General features: G+C 68.4%; 3 protein-coding genes and 1 pseudogene. All 4 read left to right on the top strand.

Translation table 11 applies throughout. The features are described from left to right. Positions 1–1685, top strand: a 1685-nt coding sequence (gene priA, locus EQG76_RS02985) for a replication restart helicase PriA (RefSeq protein ID WP_159710488.1), incomplete at its 5' end; no start/stop codon positions are given. Between the two features lie 237 nt (positions 1686–1922). Next, positions 1923–3344: a calcium-binding protein gene (locus tag EQG76_RS02980; protein ID WP_159710486.1), complete on the top strand. Its 1422-nt coding sequence runs from the start codon at positions 1923–1925 to the stop codon at positions 3342–3344. Positions 3345–3655: 311 nt separating this feature from the next. Continuing rightward, entirely contained in the window at positions 3656–4186 is a 531-nt protein-coding gene (locus EQG76_RS02975; protein WP_235031180.1) for a F0F1 ATP synthase subunit delta, read from the top strand. Continuing rightward, positions 4186–5079, top strand: a pseudogene (locus tag EQG76_RS02970) (F0F1 ATP synthase subunit alpha); the annotation flags it as partial. The gene EQG76_RS02975 and the pseudogene EQG76_RS02970, both read left to right, overlap by 1 nt.

The following is a 5079-nucleotide window of genomic DNA, read 5'->3' as shown; positions in this document are numbered from 1 at the left end:
CGCTCCTGCCCGAGACCCATGTGGTCGAGGAGCGCTGGCCGGTACCCGATCCTGCCCGGATCGAGGTCCAGCTGAACGAGGGCCAGGCCAGTGCTGCCCGGCGGCTGGAGGAGGCGGTGCAGGAGCGGCGCCATGCGGCCTTCCTCCTGGACGGGGTGCCGGGGGCCGGCAAGACCGAGGTCTATTTCGCGGCGATCGCCGCCTGCATCCGGGCCGGCCGCCAGGCGTTGGTGCTGCTCCCCGAGATCGCCCTGACCAGCCAGTGGTCGGCCCGCTTTACCCGCACCTTCGGCGTGCCCCCGGTCGCCTGGCATGCCGATGTCCGCTCGGCCCGGCGTCGCAAGATCTGGCGCGCGGCGATCGAGGGCAAGGTCCCGCTGGTGGTGGGAGCGCGCTCTGCACTGTGGCTGCCGTTGCGGGATGTCGGGCTGATCGTGGTCGACGAGGAGCACGATCCCTCCTTCAAGCAGGACGATGGCGTCACCTACCAGGCACGCGATGCGGCGATCGCCCGGGCGCGCTTCGAGAACTGCCCGATCGTGCTGGCCTCGGCCACGCCGTCGCTGGAAACCGTGGTAGCCACCAGTAGCGCCGGCCCTGACCGTATCCACCGGCTGGTGCTGCCCGAGCGGCATGGCAGTGCGCCGGCACCCAAGGTCGACATCGTCGACCTGCGCTCGGCCAGGCCGCGCCGTGGTGCCGGCTTCCTCGCCCCCCGGATGGTCGGCGAACTGGAGGCGACGCTGGAGCGCGGCGAGCAGGCGCTCCTGTTCCTGAACCGGCGCGGCTATGCGCCCCTGTCCTTGTGCCGGGCCTGCGGCCACCGATTTCGCTGCCCGAACTGTTCGGCCTGGCTCACCGCGCACCGGCTGCGCCGGCGCCTGCAGTGCCACCATTGCGGCTTCTCCATGCCGGAGCCCGACCATTGCCCGGAATGTGGCACGACTGATGCGCTGGCCCTGTCAGGGCCGGGCGTGGAGCGTATCGCCGACGAGGTGCGCCACCTGTTCCCCAACGCGCGCACGGCACTGCTCACCAGCGACACCGCCACCACCGCCGGGCAGGCGGCGGCAATCGTGGGTGCGGTGGAGCGGCGCGAGGTCGACATCCTGATCGGGACCCAGATGGTCGCCAAGGGCCACCATTTCCCGGACCTGACCCTGGTGGGCGTGGTGGATGGCGACCTTGGCCTGGGCGGCGGCGACCTGCGCGCCGCGGAGCGCTCGTTCCAGCTGCTCTACCAGGTTTCCGGCCGCGCCGGCCGTGCGGACAAGCCCGGCCGGGTCCTGATCCAGACCCACCTGCCGGGCCACCCGGTGATGCGCGCCCTCGCGTCCGGCGACCGCGACCGGTTCGTCGCCGCCGAGATTGCCGAACGGGAGGACGGCCTGCTTCCGCCGTTCGGCCGGCTGGCTTCCCTGATCCTGTCGGGTGCGCGGCAGGTCGACGTGCAGGCCGCCGCCCGCCATCTGGCGCTGGCAGCACCCATCGACCCGGGGGTGCGGGTGCTGGGTCCGGCACCGGCGCCAATAGCATTGCTGCGCGGGCGCTGGCGCGAGCGGCTGCTGGTGCGCGCTCGCCTGGACGTCGACTTGCCGGACTATCTGCGCCTTTGGACCGGTGCGGTCCGCCTGCCGTCGGCCATCCAGCTCATGATCGACGTCGACCCCTACGACTTCCTCTGACGTCCCGGCACCGGCCGATGCGGCGCATCCCGGGCAGCCGGCCAGAGAGTCGCTGCAGCATTGAAACAATTACTGCGTTTCTGTTGACCACCCGGAAATGGCGCTGCAGCCTGTCTGTATAGAACCGGAAATTCATTTGCGCAGCTGTACAAACCTGTGGAGACTCGCAGGTAAACAGAAATGCGGTGTCTGCGTTTCCCGTTCTGTCGAATCAGTCGACGGTGATGGAGACGATCATTGGCTACGATCAGGGGCGATGCCGGCAACAACCGGCTGTGGGGGACCAACTCGGCCGACAGCATCTATGGCTTGGGTGGGGATGATGTGTTGCTCGGCCGTGGCGGTGCCGACCGCCTGCTGGGCGGGACGGGCCGGGACCGGCTCTACGGCGGTACTGCCGACGACCTGCTCGAGGGCGGCACCAGCAACGATCTGCTGCATGGCGGCGCCGGCTCCGACCGGCTCCAGGGCGGTGCCGGGGTCGATACGGCGAACTATTCCGATGAGACGGTCAGCCTGTTCGCCGACCTGTTCACCGGCGAGGTCGTGACGGCGGAGGGGATCGACCGTCTGTCCTCGATCGAGCGCTTCTATGGTGGCGCTGCGGGTGACGTGATCATGGGTGCCAGCAAGGAAGGGGCGGTGGGCGGCAATGTCGAGCACGGCCGCGGCTTGGCCCTGTTCGGCTTCGGCGGCGACGATTTCGTGTTCGGCGGGATCGGCAACGACTATATCCAGGGCAATGACGGCGACGACAGCCTGTCCGGCGATGCGGGCCATGATCGCCTACTGGGTGGCGACGGCGACGATCTCCTCCAGGGCGAGGCCGGCGACGACCTGCTCCAGGGTGGTGCCGGCGATGACCGGCTCGACGGCGGCGACGGGATCGACACGGTCGAGTATTCCGATGGTCGCGAGATGCTCGTGGCCAACCTGAGCACCGGCGAGGTCTTCGACGGTGACGGCAAGGACCAGCTCGTCTCGATCGAACGCTTCTATGGAAGCCGGGCGGGCGACCTCATCACCGCGACCGCGGGCGACGACGCGGGGTCGGTCAACGTGGCGCCGGGGCAGGGGCTGGAGATCTTCGGGCTCGGCGGCAACGACTTCATCGGAGGAGGTGCCGGAAACGACCTCATCGAGGGAGGTACCGGCAACGACTACCTGTCCGGCGGTGCGGGCGACGACCGCATCCTGGGCGGCGAGGGCGACGACATCCTGTTCGGTGATAGGGGCACCGACCTGCTGACGGGCGGGGCCGGCAGCGACCGGTTCGACATGCTGATCGAGATTCCGGAGGATCCGTCCGAGCCGTCGTTCATCTCCGGGCACACGATGGCGCTCGATTTCACCCGTGGCGAGGACAAGCTCTACGCCGACGTCTTCGACGGCGATCCGTCGACGCGGCTGGACAGCTACGAGGTGTTCGCCCGGCTCGACAGCAACCACGACGGCAGCCTCACCGAATTGGACGACTGGGTGGAACTCCGCGATGTCCAGCCGGACGACATGGCTGCCCGTGGGTCGCTGGTGATCGATTTCGGCAATGCGTTGGCACCCGACCTGGTGGGATCCGGGCATACCCTGACCCTGTACGGCGTGACCTCGGTGACGAAGAGCGACTTCGCGCTGGATCCAGGACCCGCCATGGCCGTCTGAGCCAGCACGGGTCCGGTCCGCATGGGCCGGACCCGTCACGCCTGCGGGTGCGCTGTAGCCGTCCGCCCGTCCCATTTTCCCTTACGGAAAGCGTATTTCTGCTTGCGCGGCCGTGCTCATCGGGCTTCTCGCCTGCGTCGAATCCGATCAGGATGTGCGCGGGCGACGGGGGGTCGCTTGCAGGGCTCACACGGTCGTGTTATCCGCCGCACCGCCGAAAGTCGGGCGGCTGGATGCCGACGCAATACGCGTGCCGCCCGTAGCCGAAGACGGGGTTCCGTTTGTCTGCCAGAACAGCCACGAGTTCGGGATTGGCTGCGCGTTACGCGCAGGCGATGTTCGAGCTGGCGAGCGAGCAGGGTGCGCTTGATCAGGTCGGAACAGACCTGGACAAGCTCGACCGTGCCATCGCCGAAAGTCCGGACCTCGCGCGCCTGATCGCGAGCCCGGTCGTTACCCGCGAGCAGCATGCCAGCGCCGTCTCGGCGGTCGCCGACGAGCTGGACCTGAGCGAGATCACCCGGAAGTTCCTGGGGGTGCTGGCCGCCAAGCGCCGGCTGTTCTCGCTGCCCTCGATCGTGAGCTCGTTCCGGGCGCGCCTGGCCGAACAGCGCGGCGAGGTGACCGCGGAGGTCGCCTCGGCGAAGCCGCTCGACCAGAAGCAGCTGGCGGCGCTCACGGACGCGGTCACCGCGTATTCCGGCAAGAAGGTCCGGCTGGACACCAAGGTCGACCCCTCGCTGATCGGCGGGCTCGTGGTCACGGTGGGTTCCCGCCAAGTGGATGCATCCTTGAAGCGCAAGCTTCAGCAACTTGATGTCGCGATGAGAGGGTTGGGCTGATGGATATCCGTGCCGCTGAGATTTCGGCGATCCTGAAGGACCAGATCGCGAACTTCGGCGCCGAGGCAGAGACGGCCGAGGTCGGCCAGGTCCTCTCGGTGGGTGACGGCATCGCCCGCGTCTACGGGTTGGACGACGTCCAGGCCGGCGAGATGGTCGAGTTCGCGGACGGCACCAAGGGCATGGCGCTGAACCTCGAAGAGGACAATGTCGGCGTCGTAATCTTCGGCCCCGACAGCGCGATCCGCGAGGGCGACGTCGTCAAGCGCACCAACGCCATCGTGGACGTGCCGGTCGGCAAGGGCCTGCTCGGCCGCGTGGTCGACGGCCTGGGCAACCCGATCGACGGCAAGGGCCCGATCCAGTCGACCGAGCGTCGCCTGGTCGAGGTGAAGGCGCCGGGCATCATCCCGCGCAAGGGCGTCCATGAGCCGATGCAGACCGGCCTGAAGGCGGTCGACGCGCTGATCCCGATCGGCCGCGGCCAGCGCGAGCTGATCATCGGCGACCGCCAGACCGGCAAGTCCGCCATCGCGGTCGACACCTTCATCAACCAGAAGGCTACCAACGAGGCGGCTGGCGGCGACGACACGAAGAAGCTGTTCTGCATCTACGTGGCGGTCGGCCAGAAGCGCTCCACCGTGGCGAAGCTGGTGAAGACGCTGACCGACTTCGGTGCAATGGAGTACTCGATCGTGGTGGCCGCCACCGCGTCCGAGCCGGCGCCGATGCAGTTCCTGGCGCCGTACACTGGCTGCACGATGGGCGAGTATTTCCGTGACAACGGCATGCACGCCGTGATCGTGTATGACGACCTGTCCAAGCAGGCTACCGCGTACCGCCAAATGTCGCTGCTGCTGCGCCGCCCGCCGGGCCGCGAGGCCTATCCTGGC

Origin of the sequence: Geminicoccus flavidas (genome assembly GCF_009806515.1) — a bacterium.
GTDB classification, from domain to species: domain Bacteria; phylum Pseudomonadota; class Alphaproteobacteria; order Geminicoccales; family Geminicoccaceae; genus Geminicoccus; species Geminicoccus flavidus.
This window is presented reverse-complemented; position numbering and strand designations above follow the sequence as displayed.